A 20,697-nucleotide genomic window follows, 5' to 3' on the forward strand; every position below is an offset into this window, starting at 1 on the left:
TTACTCCTTTAAGGCTTTAGCAGGTTCACTTTTAAGCACATATACAAATGGTATAATAGAGAGGAAAAAAGCTATAGAAAGTGAAAGAAATACACACATTGTAATATGAGAAGACTGTAAACCAATGCTATAGCTTGTAGACTCTATAATATTTTTACTCAAAGTGCTAAAAATCCATTGTATGCATATTGCACAGGCTGATGCAGTGATTGCACATAAGAATAATTGACTAAATATAAAAATAAAAAGATTTACATTACTTGCTCCCAAAGCTTTCCTTAGCGACAGACTTTTTTTCTTCGTATAAATCCAATAATAACTTACTATTATACTGGTAATTAAAGCTATACAAAAAAGCCTATATGGAAAACTAAGTAACTCTTTCACGGCTTTACTTGAGTTTTTGTCTTTCTCAAAATTCTCTTTTTCACTTATCACTTTGGCATTTATATCTTTATTGTTCTGCTTCATATGCTGTATGGAGGTATCTATCTCCTTTTTAGGGTTTTCGTTAGAACGAACGATCATTTGAAATGTATTTTCATTTTGTATCATTTGTTTCACTTCATCTGGCATGTCATTTAGAGAGATGTAAATTTTAATATTATACTCATATCCAGTACTTGCTCCAGCTACGCCTTTAACTGTATATTCCTTATTAAATAATTTTATTGTTTCCATATCCTTATAAATTTTCTTCCCCACTATTACACTATTTTCTTCATCTTGTTCCATCTGTGAACCTTTTAGCAAAGGTGGAGACCAATTTTTATTAAGGAGACCATTAATTGTTACGTGGCCGATACCTGGAATAGTAGTACGAATATCATTTGTAATAACGCTAGAGTTTATAAAATTTGATTCTGCTAACTCTTGAAATTCTTTAAAATTTAATTCTCCCATACCAGTTAGCTGAATGGAGTAGTAATAATTAAAATAACCATTTTTACTATCATAAAATTTCTCATTATAATAATCTCGCGTCGACATTGCTATAAGTATCGGCCATATCGTCAATACAAACCCAATAAATAACATAATGAATATTGCTTTGTTCACCGCTATTTCTTTTAATACTAGATTCATATATCCTCCTCATTTTAAAAACCGCGAAAAAGGTATTTATCCTTTTTCACAGTTTTTGTTGATTTTTATTTAATTTTCATTTCCTTTGAGGTGTATGCATTATCACCTTTCATTATCCATTCATGACCCGAATAACCTGTGGTAATTGGCCCTCTGGATGAAACTTTAACGTCCACACGATCTGTAATTTTAGCATTATCCCGTGATGCCTCTTTAGAAGACCCATCATCAAAGCTAGCTCTTACAGTCATCTTGTAAAAATGAGGTTCATTTTTTTGCGCAGTGTAGGCGTATCCTGTAGCTTTCCCTCCGCTTCCATCCCATTTTCCATAAGAATCCCAACTAATCGAAGCAAATGAAACAGAAGAAACCATACCTAATAAACAAGCAGTTAGCCCTGTTGTAGCTAAAGTTTTTTGAAGTAAGTTTTTCATATAAACTCAATCTCCCTTGTTTAATATGTTCACTTAAATATTTAAGTATTTTCAGGCCTTGTCCTCATTATACATAAAAAAAATAGTCTTATATCTATAATTCCTAATATTTACATTTATTCACACAACCCTTACATTCCCCTGAACTTTCCGTCATAAAACAAAAAGATGGTATGAATCTCCAATTCACACCATCTTTTTACTAAAATTATTTATTTGACCGTATACAAGGAAGAATATATTTCACAATCAATTCCCATCTATCCCCTGCATTTGGTATAATTTCAGAGGCAATCACCACCACCAATTCCCTCTCCGGAATACAACAAATCACATTCCCACCATCGCCCATTGCACAGTATGAAAAGATTCCATCTTCTTCTCGTAACCACCATAAGTAACCATATTGATTTTGGTTCATTGTTGTCGATTCTTTTATCCAGGATTTTGATAGTATTTGTTTTCCATTATGAATACCTTCATTCAAATACAGCTGTCCAAACTTAGCCATATCTTTAGCTGTTAACGTAAGTCCCCAGCCGCCTGTCGAAATACCATTTGGATCATGAACCCATCCCTTTACATCTTTTCCGAATAAGTCATCGAATCCAAATGCTTTCATATTGTAGTTTGGAATTTCTCTCATGCCGAGTGGCTGAAATAAGTACTCATTCGCAAAGTCACGGGCACTTTTTCCTGTTACACTCGTTATGATCGCTGATAGTAAATGAGCTCCTGCAGATGAGTATTTAAAAGATCCGATTTCTCCGCCATTCCCCATTCTATTAAGTGTATACTGTACCCAATCCTCTTGTGTACATAATTCTTCTAACGGTTCCTGCCAGTCTACGAAAGGATATGGAGTTGTCATCGTAAGAAGATGTCGTACTGTTATTTCAGATGAATTAACGTTATATTCCGGGGAAAATTCTATTACTCTTTGATCAACACTTTTTATATACCCCTTATCTACACATAGTCCAATTAACGCAGAAATAATCGTTTTTGTGACTGACGCTATATGAGATGCATCATCTGGACCGTGGCCGTTATAATATTGTTCAAAAATAAAATCCCCTTTTTGTACTACTAACACCCCATTAATATTTTTATATTCTTCTTTTATAATATCATCTAACTTTTTAACTATTTCCATCTTTCTTCCTCCTTAATCTACAATTAAAAAGGTTCGATAGGTACATATATATCAACTATATGTTTATTTTCCGGGTGCTGCCTTGGGTCATTTTTATACATTTCAAAAGGATACGAATCTCTCGGTTTATATCCGCTATTTGGAAGCCACTCACCGTATAAGAAATCCCATGCTCCTTTATATTCATCTTGGAATATTTCAAAATGACCTACCGCATACTTTCCAGAAGGTATTACCATTATTCCAATGTCGCTCGTTTCTACTGCGGACTCATTCGGAATTGTTATACATAAACTAGTTCTTAAATGATTGTCCTCAGTAAATTCATGATGATCGTGGTAAATGGTTAATACTTTCGTATCTTCAAATACATGATAGTGTTCCTTCGCTGCGTAATAAAATAATTTCTCTATCATTTTCTGAAAAGCTATCGTTAATTCTTCATATGTACCGATATGTCTTATGTATGCGACGTTTATATTATCCGCTGTTACAATTTCAACATTTCCTCGAACCTTCTTACACTCATTGTATTGAGAAGATTCACTTACGTCTTTGCAATTCTTGCTATTGTCGTTTCGATATTGAGACGGACTTACACCGTAATAATTTTTAAATGTGCGGGAGAAAACTGCTGAATCTGTAAACCCAAAGTGATACGCAATATGTGTAATCGTCATATCTGTGCGATATGTTAGTAGATTTGTTGCCCTTTCTAACTTCAATCGGTTTACATACCGTGATAATGGCTCATCTACTATTCCTTTAAAAATACGATGAAAATGAAACTTTGAAAATCCTGCTACATCTGCTAACTCTTCAATTGAAAGTGAGTCATTTATGTGTGATTCTATATAATCTTGCACCTTATAAATACGTCGTAAGTATTCATTTCTACTTTGTTTACTCTCCATATTTTTATCTCCTCACAGCAAAAAGGCTAACTCCGCGCTAGCCTACTTTTACACATGTTTTAAAAATAAAACTCTACTACCGCCGTTTCCATCATAATTTGAATGTACGGATACACCTTCTATTTCATCATCCCCAGCCTCAATTCGAAAGCCAATTTCCTGATGAAATAGTATCGATTTTTTATTAACTGGTGATGTGATTGCTTTTACAACTTTACGGTTATTTGCACGAGCAATATCAAAGAAATATGAATACAATGTCGATGCGATTCCTCTTCTTCTATACTTCGGATTGACACCAATAAAATGAACGTACGCTTCCTCTTTATGCGTTTGTGAGAAGAATCCGCATAAGAAACCTAACGTTTCGCCATCTTCTTCAATGATAAAACTCGTTTCTTGAAAGTGAACGAAAAACAATTTTGGCAACATGGAAGCTATGTCTCTCCCGCCCCACCAATCATTTAAAACAGAATGAATCTTTACATAATCTTCCCCTTGTATGTTTCTTACTCGCATATATTTCTCCCTCTCACTCACTTCATTTTTCCATAAATTTTAATGACCGTTTCTACTAAAAGGATGAATACCCAAATCCCGCAAAATACAAGAACAGACTGGAATATAGAGCCTAACATAACAATACTTATCAGACCTAATTCTGAGCCTGAAATTGACATTTCATCAAATCCTATATTATGTATAAATGGACCGGTTGAAAAAGCCATAAAAATAGATGCTATTAAATAAATCACACTCATTATTTTTAATATTTTTATAGAAAGATACGAAGTTTGTTCTTGCTCCACTTGTGATAATTCGATTTCCCCGCTTGCAATTCCTTTTTGCAGACAATCTTCACACAAAAATTCTTCCTTTATTTTTTTACCCCCATGTATTGTACCCGTTATTTCTTTACATCTTGAACATTTTCGATTTATCATGTTGTTACCACTCCAATCTATTAAGATTATACTTATATCATTCTGCATTTACCTTAATATCCCTTTTATGTATTTTACAAGGAAAGGTCGTGTTTTATGATTTCAAAACTTACGTTTGGCTCGAAAAAGCGTACCGTTCATTATGTATTAAGACCTAGTTGTTATGCAGTTATTTTCCATTCATCTTCTTCAATGATTGCTGTTATCCAAAAAGGAGACCGTTACTTTTTACCTGGTGGTGGTATGGAAGGTAATGAAACAAAAGAAGAGTGTTTGCACCGTGAACTACTAGAGGAATTAGGATGGGCAATTGAAATTGATCAATATATCGGTAATGCGGCTCGATATTTTTATGCAGAAAAGGAAGATATATATTATTTAAATGACGGGTTCTTTTATATTGCGAACATGGTGCAGAAACAAACTGAAAACTGTGAGGATGATCATGTTCTAAGGTGGATGTCTCCTTTACTTGCTGTAGAGCTTCTCATTCATGATCATCAAAAATGGGCCGTTGAACAAGCGCTTTTTTTACAAAAGCAAAAAGGATCTCCTTCTATGTAAAAGAGATCCTTTTTTACTGTTAGCTTACTTTTTTCAAATTGAGAGCTGGCTTTTTGATTCCGCCTTTTTTTACAACATATAAGCCAATAAAGATAATAAGTCCGCCAACGAGTTGCATCATATTAATTTGCTCTCCAATTGTTACTGCCGCAAAGATAACTGCGAATAATGGTACGAGATACATATAAACCATTACTTTCGTTGAACCGATTTTACTAATACCGACATACCACATTGCTAGTCCGAAGATGGTCGCAAAGATGATTGAATATGCTAATGAACCCCAGCTTGGCATATCTACTGGCCAAGTTAATGTGTTTACGTTGAATAAACAGTATATAACGAGAGGTACAATTCCAATTAAAGTAGACCATGATGTAACTCTCATTGCGGAGTATTTTGTAATAAGAGGTTGTGCTAAAATTGGATACCATCCCCACGCAATTGCTGCGACTAATCCAATTACATTTCCGAGCCACGCATATTCGTAAGTAGCTCCTCCTGTATGTCCTGTTAATAAAACGAATGCTGCACCAATAAACGCTATTATTGAACCAATTTGTACTTTCATCGAAAAACGTTCTTGTTTGTGCAATACTGCTAATATCCCTGTAAAAATAGGTGACATCGCAATTAATAATGAGGCGTTCGTTGCTGAAGTATATTTCACAGATAGCATAAACATCGTTTGATACATTGCCGTACCAACGATACCGACTGCTATTAATCGTAACCAATCTTTTCTTTCAATACGTAATGAGCGTTCCATTAAAAATGTAATAAGTAATAATACCGGAGATGCTACTAAAAATCGTAAACTATTAAATTGAATGGATGACATATATGCCACGCCATATTTTCCAATTGTATAATTCGCTCCCCATACTAATGCTACTGATACTAGGAGCCATTCCATTTGCCATCTTTTCATCCGAATCTCCCCTTCCATATTTAGCATAGTAAAATTGGCTGGATATAGCACCGTCCAATTGGCTGTTTTTTTACCCAGCCAATTTGTTATACTTGATGTAGTGAAAAGATACGGAGGCATTTTTTATGGAATGGAAGCTAGATAGTGACAGTAAAATCCCTATTTATCAGCAAGTTGTTGACTTTATTGAAAAACGTATTACATACGGAGAACTTCCTCCAGGTAGCTTCCTCCCTTCAGAACGGAAATTAGCTACACAGTTAAATGTAAACCGAAGTACAGTAACGACTGCTTATAATGAACTACGTGCTATGGGAATTGTAGAAAGTACGACTGGTAAAGGTACACGTGTAAGTACACATATGTGGGGCGTTTCTCCAACATTAACGCCGAACTGGAGAAATTTCGTAGAAGGTGGTACGTTTTTACCAAACTTACCGTTACTTCGCCATATTCGAGCAGAAGTACAACAAAATGAAAATATAATAGATTTTGCCAACGGAGAGCTCGGTTGTAACCTCTATCCTCACGATCAACTACAAACAATTTTACGAGAACAACCGTTAACGCAGTCATTAAGTTACGATCATCCGCAAGGGTATCTCCCGCTAAGACAAGCGGTAGTAAAATATATGAAGGAATATTTAAAAGTTGAAGCGACCGAACAATCGATTATGATTACATCTGGCGCACAGCAAGCACTTCACCTTATCGTTCAATGTTTATTAAATCCCGGTGATGCAGTCGCTTTCGAGAGTCCTTCACACTGTTATTCTTTACCATTATTCCAATCAGCAGGTATTCGTATTTTCCCGCTACCTGTCGATGAACACGGTATTAATCCAGATGATGTGCAAGAGTTATATAGAAAACACCGTATTAAAATGATCTTTTTAAATCCAAATTTCCAAAATCCTACGGGCACAATGCTGCATCCAAACCGTAGAAAAAAACTGTTATCACTTTGCGCAGATTTACGAATTGCGATTGTGGAAGATGATCCATCTAGTTTACTTACACTAGAAAAGAAACAACCTTGCCCTACTTTGAAATCAATAGATGAAAATGGGACAGTCATTTATGTACATTCCTTATCAAAAATGATTGCACCAGGCTTACGAGTTGGCTGGCTTGTCGCTCCGCAGTCTGTAGTAGAAAGGTTATCTGACGCAAGGCACCAAATGGAATTAGGTATGAGCATTTTCCCGCAGTGGCTTATGCAACAATTTTTTGAAACTGTACCATTTCAATCTCATATCGTACCGTTACGAAAACAATTAGCAGAAAAAAGAGACGTTATCGTTCGCGCCCTAAATGAGCAACTTCACGATAAAATCTCTTTTTCTAATCCTACTGGTGGTATATACATATGGGGGAAATTAAAAGAGCCGATAAACGAAAAACAACTTATTATGCAAAGTTTAAAACAAGAAATCGCATTTATGCCAGGTAGTATTTTCGGCGCGAAAGATGGTTATATTCGTTTATCTTATGGAAAAGTGAATATTAATCAAATTGAGGAAGGTATTTCACGTTTGCGTGAGGCTATTTTAGTTTGTGGAAAATAACTTTTAATAAAGCTTTCTCGTTTGACAAAAGAAAAATCTACCATTATCATCAACTCGAACCTATTTTTAGGAGTGATAAAAATGAAAATCTACGTTGATGCAGATGCATGTCCTGTAAAAGATGTAATTATTTTAGAAGCTACGAATGTAGAAATCCCTGTAACCCTTGTTACTAGTTTTTCTCATTATTCTAATGCGAAGCAGCCAAAAGGTGTGGAAACAATTTATGTTGATTCTGGAGCAGATGCTGCAGATTACCGAATTATGCAATTAGCCAAAAAAGAAGATTTAATCGTAACGCAAGATTACGGTCTTGCTTCGCTCGCTTTAGCAAAAGGCTGTATCGTTCTACACCATAAAGGCTATAAGTATACGAATGACAACATTGAACAATTGTTACAAACTCGGTATTTAAGTGCAATGGTTCGAAAAAGCGGCAAACGCACAAAAGGTCCAAAACCATTTACAGCAGAAGATAAAGAGAAATTTAGAGCGCTCTTTAAAAGTATGATTGCACTTTAAAAATGAACCGTCTATTTGCAAGGAAAACTTCGCAAAACAAAGAAGAGAATATCGAAATGAACATTCTCTTCTTGAGGTTTACCCTTTTAAAATGAAGGTAAATTATCTAAGTTATTTTCCTTTATTCCATCAGGTTCACTACGTAAAATATCTCTACCATACTTATGAAATACGTCCACATGAGCTAACTTCCCTGATTTCGCTTCACTAAGAGCAGTCATATAATCTAACTCTCTCCCGCTACTTGTTTTAAACGCTATTAAATCACCATCATCATTTTTACGAACGGCAACAATTTGTTCTGCTCCTGAATTGACTTCATGGTCAACTTCAAATTGAGCTTGCTCTTCTCCTTGATGTAAGTAATCATTGTAAACTTTTTCAAAGTCTTTTTCGTCCATAACATTCACCTCCAACACATTTTATTAGTATGGTTGTGAGGTATTGGTTTTATGTAATTTGTTCTAAACTTTAGTATTTTCAAATGAAAACATAGTACCCTCACTATTTGATTGTAAAGTGTATTTTATATCGAACATCTTTGATATATCTTCAATATTTTTCAAACCAAGTCCCGTACCTTTACTATTTATATCAAACCCAATCCCATTATCTCTAAAGGAAACAATATCTTCATCTATAATAATTTTGAGTTTTTTAGCTTTAGAATGTTTAAGGACATTTTGAAAAATATTATCAAATAACCTTTGCATCCATAACTCATTACTATTCCATATCAACTCTTTATCTTGTAGATTATATACTAATTCAATTTTATGAATGCTATACAAATAGCTCCATTTTTTAACCATATTTTCTATTAAATTATGTATATTAACTTCATCATTCACAATATAAGTATTCTCTAAGGTCTCTGTAGATTGAATATTAAATTCGTTAGTTAAATCACTTATATATTGTATCTGCTCATACAGTGATTCAAGTACTGGTGCTTGTTCCTTGTACTCACCTTCTAAATAATATAATTGTAATCTGACTGCTGTTAAGGGTGTATTAATATCATGCCGTAATTTATTTAATAGTTCCTTTTTTATTTGTTCCTGTTGTTGTAGTTCTAATTCTCGATAAGTTGTTCTTTCTATAAGCAAATTTACTGATTTAATCAGCTCTCCCATTTCATCATCACTTTTAACATTTATTATATTAGGGATTTTTTTATCACTAGCTAAATCACGAATCGTTTGATTTAATACATTAATTTTATTTAATACTGTGTTAATCGATTTTGAAAATACAAAAGCTAATATTAATAGTGATAATAAAAATATGATTAACATCGTAGGATATGCATAGGATTCGTGAAAAGGAATGTTCTTATTTTTAGTTTTAAAGACAACATTATAAATAAATGATACAAAGATACTAATTGACAACAATAACAGTGGTACGCTAATAATAGCGGAGAGTAATAGTAACTGATATTTTTTCTTTAAGTTCATTTCTTCATATAGGTATTTAATCTATACCCTTCTCCATATATGTTCTGAATAATATCACCTGTTTTATCATCAATTTTGGTCCTGATTTTCTTTATATGTACGTTCATGATATTTTGATTTCTATCTTCAAGTTGCCATAGGTAATCATAGAAGTGTTCTTTAGATAAAATTCTATCTCTATTTTCATATAAATAGAAGAATATTTTACGTTCGATTGCTGTAAAAACAACTTCATTACGCAAATCATTAATGAAAACTCTTTTATATTCTGCATCTATAACTAAATGGTTAATTTGCGTGAATGTACCATATTGATTATCTAACATTTTCTGAATCCTTAACAACAACTCTCTAGGATCAAAAGGTTTTATCATGTATTCTTCTCCAATAGTCAAACCTTTTAGTTTACTATCCATATCATTCCTAGCTGATAGAAATATAATTGGAATATTTAATCCTAGATTTTTTATTTTCTTTGTAATTTGATAACCATCTTCGCCTGGTAACATAACATCCATTATGACTAAATCTATTTCATGAATTACATCAAGAACTTTCCTTCCCTCTTTTTCCCAACACACATTATACTTCTCGCGCTGTAAAATTTTTTGTAATAAATCTCCTATAATCAAATCGTCTTCAACAATTAATATGTTATATACTTTCATTATGTAGACCTTTCATCACTAAAATAACAATAGCTTAGTTCTTCATTACTTTATTCTTAATAAAGTCCATAGTAAATTTGTATATTTCATCAGGAGCGTATAAATAAATGCTATGTGTACCTTCAATTATTTTTACATCAGCTATTAATAACTTGCTAGCAAACTCCTTATAATCTTCGTTTTTTTGCTTTGTATACTTCGAATCTTTATATTGCCTAGCAATCGCATCTATAAATAACATTGGTGTTTCTTTTGGGATCGATAAGGAATTTGATTTTTTACTGTTATTGTAGCTTTGTAAAAGTTCTTGCTTCATATCATCAGTAAAAGCCCTCTTATACGTAAGCGCTTTATAAATATCTTTTTCCTGTTCGTTTAAAAAGGATTGACGAATGACTTCGGGATTATAAGTAATAGAGGGAGCTAATCTCTGAAAACCAAATTTCGTTAAAATATTCATCCCTTTTATTTTTAATGAATCAAGCATACCTATTTTATTAGTTACGTACTGTTTAGGTAAACCAATATCTAACGCAATAATCCCTTTTACTTCACTTGGATATTTTTGTGCCCAATAAATAGCCTCTATTCCCGATAGAGAGTGTGGTACTAAAATGTAAGGTGGTTTATTTCCACTTCGAATAAGCGCTTCTCTCGTTTGTTCTAATATCGTATCAATATCTCTATCATCTTGAAAAACATCACTGTATCCATAACCCGCTCTCTCAATTACAGAAATCTTGTTTTCTTTTGAAAATTTACTATATAAGCCTTTCAATTCATAAACAGGAGCGGCAATTCCAGATCCGGCCATAAATACAAACGTATCCTCCCCGCTCCCCTCATTATAAATATTCACTTTTTTATTATCGAAATTAACAAGTTCACCTTCATTCTTCATTAATTTCGATTCGATTTTTAATTGATAGTTATGATATATAAATACAGCGCCTGTTCCAAAGAAAATCATACTAATACACATTAAAAATATTATTTTCACTGACTTCAATAATTTTTTCATTTGACACCCCTTTCAACCTATATTGAAAGGGTACAATATAAAAATAAATTTCTAATAAATTTTTCAAAATTAATATCTATTCATTGTTTCTAAGGATGAATCACTTTTAATACCTACGTAAACCCTTCAAAGTCTCCAATATATCATCTGTAAAGGCTGTACTACCTTCTGCCTCTAAAACTCTGAAATAAAAACTTCTTAGGAAAGTTCTAATATTTTGTACTAAAATAGCATGCTGCGGATGTCGGATATCTTCTACAGTTGCTATACTATGTAGCCAATTGCTCCATTCTTCTCCAGTTAAAATATTTTGGTTACGTAACGACATAATTGGCGTTACTAATCTCTCATCCTCAAAGTGTATATATACGTAATCATGTAAGCGAACCTTCTGACGAACAGCAGCTAGTATTGCATATGAAAACTCACGATTTTGTATTGTACGTGCTAACGCATCTAGTGCATCAGCCGCATGTGCCGTAGAGTGTGCCCAACCTTTTCCTTCTACGTAGCCTCTTACATCTTCTTCTAAATATACATATTCCAGCACTTGTTCTGCTACACTGTACAGTTGTTCTTCGGATAACAACGGTTCTCTTTCATGAACAGATAAAATAAGTGGTGGAATTAATACGGAGAATGTACGTTTAAAAACAGAGTCTGTGCCCTTTTCACCAATTTTATAAAATAAATAATCAGGACTAATTGCTTGTAACATTAATCCTCTTAACTCTTTTTGTCTAAACACATCATTTGTAATCCATGTATGAAGCGTACTATAAATTAAATCATCGCGTAATTCAGCATCAGGTGATCCGATATAATCTAGCATCCACTGTGCATACGGATATGCATCTACATCTTCTGGTACAGCATAATTATTATTTTTAATTTGTAGTAGTTCTTCTTTTAATTCTAGTACTTCATTCATTTTATTTCCTATCCCCTTTATACTTTATTAACATATTTTCGCCTTATCCCCTGTAATTGCCTATCCTTATATGAACTTGATTCAATTATATATAATTTATCCTGATAAATAAAAGGAAATACTTTAGAACATCGCAGTCTCTCACTTTGTTTACATGCATCTCATGTAAGTTTAATTTATAAAATAAATTATGTTTTTTCTTTTGTATTCAAACGTAGTTACAATCAAAAATTTAATCATTTTAGAACTTGTTTAATAAATTCTGTTTTAGCTTTTGTGTATGCTTCTCTATCTTGGTTATATCTTTTAGCTAAATCTTGTTTCAGATTTGAATACTCTTAAACTAATTGTGGATTTTCTCGTAAGCGGTTACGAAATAAAAGTTGTTGCTCCCATCGCTCAGTTCCTTTAATCATCAAATGCAGGTGAGCTACACGCCTATTATTCTTAACTTTCACAAAGAACCTTCTCCAAGGTCTTTCATCTAATTCTGGGCTTACATAATGCCAATTATATATGGCCAATGTAGCTGAAATCTCTAGTACTCTTTCAAATGAGTCTATTTCAGCCATTAGATCAATGATAGGTTTTGCAGGTAAACCAGGTATGGATGTACTTCCTATATGTATTACTTTGCCTATACCTAGAGGAGCAAGCAGTTCATATAATTGCTGCTCTTCACATCGACCTTTATCTTGCCAATCAGGATTTGCATTAACTATCTCTACTGACTCATTCGCCCATACAGGCCAATCGTTCGGATTCTCTTTTTTATCCATCCAAAGCATCCCCTTCACAAACTTTTTGCTGTATAAACAATATTAAATTTCTTTAAATACAACTACTGGATCATCAAAGTTATTATTCCGAAATACAACATCCGCACACTCTTTCGGATTATGCTCATCTATATACATCTTACAGGCCGCATGATACCTATTCAAAAACATCTTCTCTGCTTCTTCATAACTTCCAAAAGCCTCCGTCTCACGCTCTGCACCACGTTTTCTCGCAATCTCAAAATCTGTATCTACCAAAATTTTGTAATCGAATAAATGCTCAACGTCTTTTTTGAATAGAAATGTTCCATCTACAATTACCACCATATTGGGTTGAGCCAATAGCGGCTCATTATGTACAGGGATATCCGTTTTTAAATTATGGGAAATCGTTTCATACTGTAAATTCCCGTTAGGTCCTAAAGGCTTTAATAACCTTTCTTTAAAAGCTATATAATCGTGTGCATCTTCATAATACCCTCTTGCAGATTCTTTACCTTGTGCATAACGAATCAATCTTGGATTATGAAAATCGTCAATGCTAGCATGTGTTACTGGTAAACCTCGTTTTTTTATTTCTTCCGCTAGTTCATTTGCAAATGTTGTTTTTCCTGAAGCTGTAATACCACTTACTCCAACTCTTATTGGATGTGTTAAATTTAATTTTAAAATATGATCTGCAATTTCTTTGATTCGTTTTTTTCGGTTCATGATATTTCTCCCTTCATTTAGTTTACATAACAAAATTATAATTAACTTTTCATGTCACTATTTGTCGGTAAATCGATATTTTTTGCCGAATCGTCGGTATATTAAAAAAATCGTTGATATATTTTAAGTTACGATAGATATATTTGAAAAATCGTTGATATATTATGATTAGCTTACTTTTCCTTAAACCCACGATACAATGCAGTCCGTAATTCTTGTTTGTATTCTTCAATTTCTGGCATATCGAGTTCTTCTGCAAGTCTGATAGCTAATTCAATATCATACGGTACACGTACGAGTTGAATAGAAAAGCTCGCTGCTTCTTTTTCATTGTAAGATCCTTCGAATATTAAATAAGAAGCTTGTGTAATTTCAAGGGGATTGCCTACACTACCAGCATTACATAACGTTTTCCCTTTGAAATTTTGAACGAATGCTTGGTGAACGTCACCGTAGCAAACGACATCTGGTTTTCTTTCTCCTTCTATATTCTCTGTGAGCTCACTATTTTCGAACATACTAATACGCTCTTCCCTTGAGGCATGTGGTTGTATTCTTTCATATAAACTTCTCGGTGAAGCGTGGAACATACGAATGAGTTTGCCGCTCATAAAAAATTCGATTGAAAATGGTAAGCTTCTTAAATAGTCATTTTGTTCTTCCAACAGTTGTTTTTGATGCCATTTTAATGCCTCAAATTCAGTCGGTTTTGTAATGAAATCATCCCAGTTCCCCATTACAACTCCTTCACATTCTTTACGAATGATTTCAATCACTTCGCTAGAATGAGGACCTTTCCCGACTAAATCCCCAAGACAAATGATGCGCTCGATTCCTCTTAATTTAATATCTTGCAGCACAGCTTCTAAAGCTGGAATATTACCGTGAATATCTGAAATTACCGCTATTTTATCCATATGAATCCCTCCATTACTTATTGTTTATTATATCCTCATGTTGTGATTGATACCATTTTGGAATATAGGATGAAAAATTGTTATGATCTTCGATAATTCGGTTTAATCTCTCTTTCATATCATTTACTAAATGTGGCGTGCTTCGGTTTGTCCATACGATATCAGCTGGGAATGTCATTGCTGCATATAATGAGTACAGCTGCCAAAAGTGAAGTACATACTTTTACAAAATAAGTTTCTTCGTTCTTTAATTCAATTTTATATTTCTCTTCATGTGAAAAACCTTTTGAAATAGCTGTACACTTTACAATACGAGGCCATTCTAGTTTTCTCTCTATCTCTCTAAGTATTTCCTTCACAACGTTCACCTCTATCAATATATGTACAAACTACCTAACACTTCATACTCTCGTTTATTTTCACCTTTAAACTCCACTGCAAATGGATATTCACCATGATTCTTCAAACGTTCTAGTACTAACCCTTCTCCTATTGGTTCACAAAACTGTACATGAACGTCACCAAACGATACACTTTGACACTCTGCATTCCATTCTTCATTTTTAACGACCTGGCTTGCAGTTAGCCCCATTACTTCTTTCCATTTCCGTACTGTTTCTCGAACGTTGTTCACTGCGTAATGAATCGTTTCAATTTGTTGTACTTTGTTTTTATGTTCAGTGATCGTCCCTATGTTACGTAAATCGTTTCTTCTTTCTTCGTTCGTTTCATTCCATTGTATAAAGAAAGGTAATTTCGGTCCGTTCTCTTCTTGCTTTATAAATAACATTTTCCACTCTAAAAGGCGGCCATCTTTTCTCATACGTTTCCCTTCAAATGGTCCTATCGTATGTAAACCGTGCTTACTAAAATTATTTGCTAGGTCTTCAATGGCATCTGTTCGAATTGCGATTTGTAGCATTCCTTCTCCGTCTTGTAATTTTACTACTGTTTCTTGTACTAATGGATTGTCTGCTTTCTTCGCTTTTTCTTCATGCCGAACTGCTAAAAATTCTATATATGATAAATCAAAATAACATAAACTATTCCAAGTACCCCAGGTCGTATGCTCTCCGCCTATTGCAGTATGAAATCCACGCTCCTGTATTTGTTTTGCCGCTTCCTCCGGTGTACCATGTACTGCGTGTACGAGATGATCAAATCGTAACATGTCTTTCTCCCCTTTCTCTCCATCCTTTTATTGTATATTTTATTTTTCTTTCATTCAATTCAAAAAACTTTAAAACCCAGTTGATTTATACGATTAATATGTATTATAATAAAACAAATTTAATTATTGCTGATTGGAAAAACCAAAGGCACTTTTCTCATACGGGAAAAGTGCCTTTTTCATTTATTATTTACAGGGGGATTATTTATGCAGAAATTAATTGTCTTTGCTATTATTGGATTTTTCGCTCAATTGATTGATGGGGCACTTGGAATGGCGTATGGGGTAACCTCTACCTCACTATTATTAATGTTTGGTATCGCACCGGCTGTAGCTTCCGCATCTGTTCATTTAGCTGAAGTCGTTACAACTGCCGCTTCTGGTGCATCTCACATCAAATTTGGAAACGTTGATAAATATACCGTTTCCAGGCTTACATTACCAGGAGCAATTGGCGCATTTATTGGGGCATGTTTTTTAAGCAATTTACCTGGTGATGTAATTAAACCGTACATTTCCGTATTTTTATTTACTTTAGGGGTTTATATTTTATTACGATTCCTCATTCAAAAACAAATTGTTACTTCAAAAAAACGTATGTCTGCAAAACAGCTTGTTCCGCTTGGCTTATTTGCTGGATTCGTTGATTCAACTGGTGGTGGTGGCTGGGGACCGATTACGACACCTGTGCTTTTAGCAAGAGGAAATGAAGCTAGAAAAGTTATCGGATCTGTAGATACGAGCGAATTTCCTGTTTCACTCGCTGCAACAATCGGATTTTTCATTTCACTTGGCTGGGAACAAGTAAGTTGGGTTTGGGTATTTTCTCTCATGCTCGGTGGTATCGTTGCGGCACCGATCGCTGCATGGTTAGTGCGCATCGTTCCTTCTCATTTACTTGGCGTATTAGTTGGCGGCCTTATTATCTTTACAAACATTCGTACACTGCTTACTACATTTAAAGTTGATCCAACTATTATTTCACTTTCTTACGTGGCAGTTGGTCTTGTCGTTATTATTTCTATTTTCATTGCTGTTCGCAATCATTCCAAGCGTTCTAACACATCGACAGCTGGATATCCGAATGATCAAAAACAAATGCTACCATAACGATAAAAATACCGCCCGATATACTTCGAGCGGTATTTTTTATTGTTCTATTTTCCAATTAATCATCGTTTCTGTAGTGCCAATTCTCTTCATATGTAGTTTCTCTAATACACGAATCGAGCTATTATTCTCAAGAAGTGTCTCTGCAATAATCGTTTCTACCTCTCCTGTTTGAAAAGCCCAATTTATTAGTTCTCTTACAGCTTCTGTCGCATACCCTTTATTCCAATATTTCTCAATAAATCCGTAACCAATTTCTACTGTATGTTCCTCATTTGGTTTCCCTTTAAACCCAATATCACCTAGAACGATGTCATCTTCTTTGCGAATGACATACCACGCACCCCAAGGTAATACATTCTCATCTTTTTTTACATTTTCTACATGCGCTACAATATGTGGACCACTATTATATCCTTGCTCGTTAGCAACGTGAATACTCTCTTCTGTACACGGTACTATATAGAGCCTTTCTGTTTTTAATTTCATGTTAATTTCCCCTTTTTTTGCTTAAACGTTACTCTAATTATAACAAAAAATATGACCTTATTATGAATGTCGAATTATATTTTCAGAATTTTCTTTTATTTTTAAAGGGTTTTTTAATATTTTTTGCGAAACATTTGTATAACAATTTCTTTCTTTATTTTTTGTTACATAACAGTAGGTTCGGGTGGAGTTTTGCAAGCGTTTCCTATACAATAACCGATATTTTTTGACTTTTCCTAACAAAATATCTTGCAATATATTCAGAAACTCATTAAAATTGTCATATATTAAAAATCTTAGCAATATATCAAATCCTCATCAATCCGATGAGGTAGAGGTTGCGACTTTTATGAGTAAAACGGACGAGACACAGAGAATGTCACCAACTCCGTTTGAAAGGAAAAGTTGCCGAAGTTTATATTTCTTCTCTGGAAATATGAGCTGGGGCTGTCTCCGAAAGGAACAGAACTGTCACGTTTACAAAATTACCGTGTAAACGTGGGGTGCTATCTTAACGGAAGGGTATGATGGGGTGGTTATTTGTGAAACGTTCCGCCAAATTCCTTTGGCGGTTTTTTGTATTTTTCTCCCCCGTTCCTTCCTATCTTACAAGAAAAGGAGTGTTGAACATGAATAGCGCAACGAATCAAACTACCTCTGAATCACAAACTACAAATGGAAAAGGTGAATTAAAACGTAGTTTAAAATCAAGGCACCTTACGATGATTTCTCTCGGTGGTACAATTGGTACCGGACTATTTCTTGCCAGCGGTGGTGTCATCCATTCAGCTGGGCCTGGCGGTGCACTAATCGCATACGCCGCAATTGGAATTATGGTTTACTTTTTAATGACAAGCTTAGCTGAACTCGCAGCTTACATGCCTGTTACCGGATCTTTTAGCACATATGCAACAAAATTTGTTGATCCGTCCCTTGGCTTTGCACTTGGATGGAACTATTGGTATAACTGGGCCATTACAATTGCTGCTGAACTCGCTGCTGTAACATTAATTATGAAATTTTGGTTCCCAGATACCCCTTCTCTTATTTGGAGTGGATTATGTTTAGCTATTATTTTCCTTTTAAACTATTTATCTGTTAAAGGGTTTGGTGAATCTGAATATTGGTTCGCACTTATTAAAGTAGTTACTATTATTATCTTTTTAATTGTCGGCTTCATGATGATTTTTGGAATTATGGGCGGCGAATCTGTTGGCTTTAAAAACTTCACTGTTGCAGATGCACCATTTAATGGCGGCATTATGGCAATTATCGGTGTATTTATGGCTGCTGGGTTCTCATTCCAAGGAACTGAATTATTAGGTGTAGCTGCTGGTGAAACTGCTGATCCAGAGCGTAACATTCCAAAAGCAATTCGTTCAATCTTTTGGCGTATTCTTTTATTCTATATCCTTGCGATTCTCGTTATCGGTTTATTAATTCCTTATACAACTGAAAGCCTTGCTGCAAGTGATGTTACAGTAAGTCCGTTTACACTTATTTTTGAAAAAGCGGGCGTTGCCTTTGCTGCTTCTGTTATGAACGCTGTTATTTTAACGGCAGTACTGTCTGCTGGTAACTCTGGAATGTACGCATCAACTCGTATGCTTTGGGACTTAGCTCGCCAAGGTAAAGCACCGAAGTTTCTTGGTAAATTAGATAGCCGCGGTGTACCTGTTAACGCATTAATCGTAACGTCAATTGTCGGTAGTATCGCTTTCATTGCTTCCTTATTCGGTGACGGTGTTGTATACATTTGGTTATTAAACGCATCTGGAATGTCTGGCTTTATTGCATGGGTCGGAATTGCAATTAGTCATTACCGTTTCCGTAAAGCATATATCGCTCAAGGTAAAGATTTAAAAGACTTACCATATAGAGCAAAATGGTTCCCGTTCGGTCCAATCTTCGCATTTGCACTTTGTGTCATCGTAATTTTAGGACAAAACTACGGTGCATTTATGGGCGAAGCAATCGATTGGAACGGTGTACTCGTTTCTTACATCGGTTTACCACTCTTCTTAGTACTATGGTTAGGATATAAATTTACGAAGAAAACGAAAGTGATTCCACTTGATAAATGTGAATTGAAATAAAGTGAAACGAGCAAACAAATATGTTTGCTCGTTTTTTATTCCAATGCTTCTCCCTTCCCTATTGCTCCTGTTTTTGCAATAATAAAGGAAATATAAATAAAGGTTGGGATACCATGAACATTCGCATTACTGATGAAGCAAAAGCAGCTATACATAGATTAGAACGTGAAGACAAAAAAATCATTCGCATTAGAGGAACAATGACAAACTCTTGTAGTATTTTCGTTGATGTTGATTTAATTTGGGATACATATGATGCAGATGATGTTGTATATGAAGATGCTGATTTTATTGTACAAATGGATTCATTTACGAAAGACTACACTGGTGATACGGTGAAACTTGATTATAAAACGACTGGTTTTAGTATTACGACTCCGAGTGAGACTTTAGTTTATGGATTGTCGATAAAAAAATAAAAATTGTTTTTAGCTGATAATTGAGGTGAAAACATGGGTAAATATGTTCCGTTGAAATTTTTATTTAATGAAGAATTAGCAGAAAAAATGGCTGATTCTATTTGTAAACACGATCCTAATTTCTCTAAAAGAAACTTCGTATCTTCCGTAACATGTAAAGTTGAAAATTTAGAGTTAAAACAACGTATAGAAGTAATAGCAGATGAATTACACGATGCATTACAAAAAGATTTTAATGCATCAATACATATTTTACTGAAAACATTGGGGCCAGAAAACACAACAGAAGTAGGCACATTTACAAATGGATATATGTACATGCCTATTGCAAAATACGTTGAAAAATATGGGCTTAACGATTTTGAAACCTCATGTAACGCCATGTATGAAATAACAAAAAGGAATACTGCTGAATATGCCATTCGGCCTTTTCTTGAAACATACCATGAAGACACACTAGGTATATTACAACAGTGGATTCATGATGAAAACAGCCACATTAGAAGATTAGCTTCCGAAGGTACAAGACCAAGACTTCCTTGGGCTAAAAAAATAGGAGCTCTGAAAGGTGACTTTAAGAACAATTTACAGCTTCTTGAGCCATTAATGAATGATCCGTCTAAATATGTCCAAAAATCAGTAGCCAATCATATTAACGATATTACGAAAGAAGATAAAGAACTTGTTTTTCAATGGTTACAACAATTACGCGATAAACAGCATCCTGTTAACCTTTGGATTATAAAACATGGGTTACGAACGGTTATTAAAAATGGTACTTTGCCAAAAGATTTTTCTTTTTGAGT

General features: G+C 34.3%; 24 protein-coding genes, 2 pseudogenes and 1 riboswitch. Of the genes and pseudogenes, 7 read left to right on the forward strand and 19 right to left on the reverse strand.

All coding sequences use genetic code 11. The features are described 5' to 3' along the window. The 6 genes from QCI41_RS05275 to QCI41_RS05300 form a co-directional block, all read right to left on the reverse strand. Window positions 1-1,086, reverse strand: coding sequence for an FtsX-like permease family protein (locus QCI41_RS05275; RefSeq protein WP_353838083.1), 1,086 nt, complete (start codon window positions 1,084-1,086; stop codon window positions 1-3). A gap of 65 nt (window positions 1,087-1,151) precedes the next feature. Continuing rightward, window positions 1,152-1,520, reverse strand: a complete 369-nt coding sequence (locus tag QCI41_RS05280; protein WP_098048446.1) for a hypothetical protein — start codon at window positions 1,518-1,520, stop codon at window positions 1,152-1,154. A 208-nt stretch (window positions 1,521-1,728) separates the two neighbouring features. Further along, complete coding sequence (locus tag QCI41_RS05285; RefSeq protein ID WP_353838082.1) at window positions 1,729-2,676, reverse strand: serine hydrolase domain-containing protein; 948 nt, start codon at window positions 2,674-2,676, stop codon at window positions 1,729-1,731. A gap of 23 nt (window positions 2,677-2,699) precedes the next feature. Next, window positions 2,700-3,590, reverse strand: coding sequence for an AraC family transcriptional regulator (locus QCI41_RS05290; protein WP_353838081.1), 891 nt, complete (start codon window positions 3,588-3,590; stop codon window positions 2,700-2,702). A 48-nt stretch (window positions 3,591-3,638) separates the two neighbouring features. After that, complete coding sequence (locus QCI41_RS05295) at window positions 3,639-4,109, reverse strand: GNAT family N-acetyltransferase (RefSeq protein ID WP_353838079.1); 471 nt, start codon at window positions 4,107-4,109, stop codon at window positions 3,639-3,641. A gap of 17 nt (window positions 4,110-4,126) precedes the next feature. After that, complete coding sequence (locus QCI41_RS05300) at window positions 4,127-4,534, reverse strand: DUF3980 domain-containing protein (protein ID WP_353838078.1); 408 nt, start codon at window positions 4,532-4,534, stop codon at window positions 4,127-4,129. A gap of 96 nt (window positions 4,535-4,630) precedes the next feature. On the opposite strand from QCI41_RS05300, the gene QCI41_RS05305 reads away from it, so the two are divergent. Then, window positions 4,631-5,098: an NUDIX hydrolase gene (locus QCI41_RS05305; RefSeq protein WP_000624004.1), complete on the forward strand. Its 468-nt coding sequence runs from the start codon at window positions 4,631-4,633 to the stop codon at window positions 5,096-5,098. 19 nt (window positions 5,099-5,117) lie between these two features. Here the strand turns inward: QCI41_RS05305 and QCI41_RS05310 are convergent, their stop codons facing one another. Further along, window positions 5,118-6,029, reverse strand: a complete 912-nt coding sequence (locus tag QCI41_RS05310; RefSeq protein ID WP_264462191.1) for a DMT family transporter — start codon at window positions 6,027-6,029, stop codon at window positions 5,118-5,120. A gap of 125 nt (window positions 6,030-6,154) precedes the next feature. Here QCI41_RS05310 and pdxR point away from each other — a divergent pair, with 125 nt between their 5' ends. Both pdxR and QCI41_RS05320 read left to right on the forward strand, forming a co-directional pair. Beyond that, window positions 6,155-7,597, forward strand: a complete 1,443-nt coding sequence (gene pdxR / locus QCI41_RS05315) for a MocR-like pyridoxine biosynthesis transcription factor PdxR (protein WP_327972522.1) — start codon at window positions 6,155-6,157, stop codon at window positions 7,595-7,597. A gap of 81 nt (window positions 7,598-7,678) precedes the next feature. After that, window positions 7,679-8,119 (forward strand): YaiI/YqxD family protein, encoded by a 441-nt coding sequence (locus tag QCI41_RS05320; RefSeq protein WP_098274021.1) that lies wholly within the window; start codon window positions 7,679-7,681, stop codon window positions 8,117-8,119. 86 nt (window positions 8,120-8,205) lie between these two features. On the opposite strand, the gene QCI41_RS05325 is transcribed toward QCI41_RS05320, so the two are convergent. The 11 genes and pseudogenes from QCI41_RS05325 to QCI41_RS05370 all read right to left on the reverse strand — a co-directional run bounded on the left by QCI41_RS05325 (window position 8,206) and on the right by QCI41_RS05370 (window position 15,777). Beyond that, complete coding sequence (locus QCI41_RS05325) at window positions 8,206-8,520, reverse strand: DUF3892 domain-containing protein (RefSeq protein WP_353838077.1); 315 nt, start codon at window positions 8,518-8,520, stop codon at window positions 8,206-8,208. Window positions 8,521-8,583: 63 nt separating this feature from the next. After that, a complete protein-coding gene (locus tag QCI41_RS05330; protein WP_353838075.1) occupies window positions 8,584-9,579 on the reverse strand; it encodes a sensor histidine kinase in 996 nt (331 codons plus the stop codon). Next, a complete protein-coding gene (locus QCI41_RS05335) occupies window positions 9,576-10,247 on the reverse strand; it encodes a response regulator transcription factor (protein WP_353838074.1) in 672 nt (223 codons plus the stop codon). The genes QCI41_RS05330 and QCI41_RS05335 overlap by 4 nt, the downstream gene beginning before the upstream one ends. A 34-nt stretch (window positions 10,248-10,281) precedes the next feature. Beyond that, entirely contained in the window at window positions 10,282-11,268 is a 987-nt protein-coding gene (locus QCI41_RS05340; protein WP_353838073.1) for an alpha/beta fold hydrolase, read from the reverse strand. Between the two features lie 106 nt (window positions 11,269-11,374). Further along, complete coding sequence (locus QCI41_RS05345; protein WP_353838072.1) at window positions 11,375-12,199, reverse strand: DUF2785 domain-containing protein; 825 nt, start codon at window positions 12,197-12,199, stop codon at window positions 11,375-11,377. Between the two features lie 236 nt (window positions 12,200-12,435). Beyond that, a pseudogene (locus QCI41_RS05350) lies at window positions 12,436-12,978 on the reverse strand (GrpB family protein). A 42-nt stretch (window positions 12,979-13,020) separates the two neighbouring features. Continuing rightward, complete coding sequence (locus QCI41_RS05355; protein WP_353838071.1) at window positions 13,021-13,689, reverse strand: nucleoside/nucleotide kinase family protein; 669 nt, start codon at window positions 13,687-13,689, stop codon at window positions 13,021-13,023. A gap of 173 nt (window positions 13,690-13,862) precedes the next feature. Then, entirely contained in the window at window positions 13,863-14,606 is a 744-nt protein-coding gene (locus tag QCI41_RS05360; protein ID WP_353838070.1) for a metallophosphoesterase family protein, read from the reverse strand. Window positions 14,607-14,619: 13 nt separating this feature from the next. Next, window positions 14,620-14,820: pseudogene (locus QCI41_RS30640) on the reverse strand (aminoglycoside phosphotransferase family protein); the annotation flags it as partial. Next, entirely contained in the window at window positions 14,768-14,965 is a 198-nt protein-coding gene (locus tag QCI41_RS30645) for a hypothetical protein (RefSeq protein ID WP_483299057.1), read from the reverse strand. The gene QCI41_RS30645 and the pseudogene QCI41_RS30640, both read right to left, overlap by 53 nt. Window positions 14,966-14,979: 14 nt before the next feature. Further along, the gene (locus QCI41_RS05370; protein ID WP_353838069.1) at window positions 14,980-15,777 is read right to left on the reverse strand and encodes a VOC family protein; all 798 of its coding nucleotides are present in this window, start codon (window positions 15,775-15,777) and stop codon (window positions 14,980-14,982) included. Between the two features lie 207 nt (window positions 15,778-15,984). Between QCI41_RS05370 and QCI41_RS05375 the strand changes: the two genes are divergently transcribed. Beyond that, the gene (locus tag QCI41_RS05375; protein ID WP_353838067.1) at window positions 15,985-16,887 is read left to right on the forward strand and encodes a sulfite exporter TauE/SafE family protein; all 903 of its coding nucleotides are present in this window, start codon (window positions 15,985-15,987) and stop codon (window positions 16,885-16,887) included. Window positions 16,888-16,926: 39 nt separating this feature from the next. On the opposite strand, the gene QCI41_RS05380 is transcribed toward QCI41_RS05375, so the two are convergent. Next, complete coding sequence (locus tag QCI41_RS05380; RefSeq protein ID WP_353838065.1) at window positions 16,927-17,376, reverse strand: GNAT family N-acetyltransferase; 450 nt, start codon at window positions 17,374-17,376, stop codon at window positions 16,927-16,929. 324 nt (window positions 17,377-17,700) lie between these two features. Continuing rightward, a riboswitch (Lysine riboswitch) is annotated at window positions 17,701-17,893 on the forward strand. A 112-nt stretch (window positions 17,894-18,005) separates the two neighbouring features. On the opposite strand from QCI41_RS05380, the gene QCI41_RS05385 reads away from it, so the two are divergent. From QCI41_RS05385 to QCI41_RS05395, 3 genes are all read left to right on the forward strand, one after another. After that, window positions 18,006-19,472, forward strand: coding sequence for an amino acid permease (locus QCI41_RS05385; RefSeq protein ID WP_353838063.1), 1,467 nt, complete (start codon window positions 18,006-18,008; stop codon window positions 19,470-19,472). A 113-nt stretch (window positions 19,473-19,585) separates the two neighbouring features. After that, window positions 19,586-19,891 (forward strand): iron-sulfur cluster biosynthesis family protein, encoded by a 306-nt coding sequence (locus QCI41_RS05390; protein WP_353838062.1) that lies wholly within the window; start codon window positions 19,586-19,588, stop codon window positions 19,889-19,891. Window positions 19,892-19,924: 33 nt separating this feature from the next. Continuing rightward, window positions 19,925-20,695 carry a DNA alkylation repair protein gene (locus QCI41_RS05395; protein ID WP_353838061.1) on the forward strand — a complete coding sequence of 257 codons (771 nt, stop codon included), beginning with the start codon at window positions 19,925-19,927 and terminating at the stop codon, window positions 20,693-20,695. Window positions 20,696-20,697 lie beyond the last annotated feature (2 nt).

Origin of the sequence: Bacillus cereus group sp. MG4 (assembly GCF_040460055.1) — a bacterium.
In the GTDB taxonomy this organism is placed as follows: Bacteria; Bacillota; Bacilli; order Bacillales; family Bacillaceae_G; genus Bacillus_A; species Bacillus_A wiedmannii.